Here is a 1,069-nt window from a genome sequence, read left to right on the forward strand (position 1 = left end):
TTTCCAGCAATATCAGGAAGTTTCCCATATCTTAGCGGATAAACAGGCTGAACGGTCGTTGGAATATACCAAGCAACCATCAGACTTATCGGCTTATCAAGAGAAGATCCCTATGACGGGTCGCCAATTAACGCCTGATGACCTGTATAGAGCCATTCAAAAGATGGCCTTCCGCTTGAAAAATCAACAACCTATTCAAACCACGATTGCAGGTGAGACTTACTCAGTAGGGACTGCAATGGCGGATATTCGTCAAGCCTTCGTTGAGGCGGACCGGGATGTATTGATGTTTCAAGAAGCTGTTTTTCTTGGAAAAATTCAATCGCGTAGTCAAATTATTAGTATGTTTTTAGCGATTTTGGAATTAGTGAAGTCAAATGAGTTATACTTATACCAAGAAGACTTAAGAGCAGATATTCAATTGATTAGACGGGAGGAAAGTGAATGAATGCAGTCGCTGCAATAGAAAGTTTACTTTTCGTAGCAGGTGAAGATGGGATTGCTGTCGATGAACTTGCCAACTTATTAGAGATACGCCAGGAATGGGCTTTATACTACGTGATGGTTTTGAGAAATCGTCTCCAACACGACCCACAATCTGGATTAAGAATTACCGTTATTAATGAACGCGTTCAATTAGTGACCAAGGCAGCATACGGTGAAGTGGTCAAAAATTACGCAGTTTCTCCTTTTGCAACGAAATTGTCTCAAGCGGCATTGGAAACATTGGCGATTATTGCCTATCAACAGCCAGTCACCCGAATGACGATTGATGAAATTCGAGGTGTTCAGTCATCTAATATGATCCATAAATTACTAGAGCGAGATTTGATTATGGAAACGGGCCGTCAGGATTCACCAGGTCGGCCGATTATTTACGGGGTAACTTCTTACTTCTACCAATATTTTGGTTTGGAGTCCTTAGAAGACTTGCCGGATATTCATAATCTAGTCTTAGATGGCTCGGTAGATGAAGAGACCCTTTTTAAAATTGATGATAACGGTGAACCTGAACAAAAAGACTTTAACCAAACAGACATTAGCCAGACAGAATTTAATGAAACAACAA

At 40.7% G+C, this 1,069-nt stretch carries 2 protein-coding genes; both read left to right on the plus strand.

What is annotated here, in order from left to right; all coding sequences use genetic code 11:
- A partial coding sequence (locus ACRCJ0_RS14965) for a segregation/condensation protein A (RefSeq protein WP_431391002.1) occupies window positions 1-448 on the plus strand: 448 nt, incomplete at its 5' end.
- Window positions 445-1,069: SMC-Scp complex subunit ScpB (gene scpB, locus ACRCJ0_RS14970; protein WP_431391003.1), on the plus strand; the 625-nt coding region annotated here is incomplete at its 3' end. The genes ACRCJ0_RS14965 and scpB, both read left to right, overlap by 4 nt.

The sequence above is a fragment of the Aerococcus sp. L_32 genome, assembly GCF_050689315.1.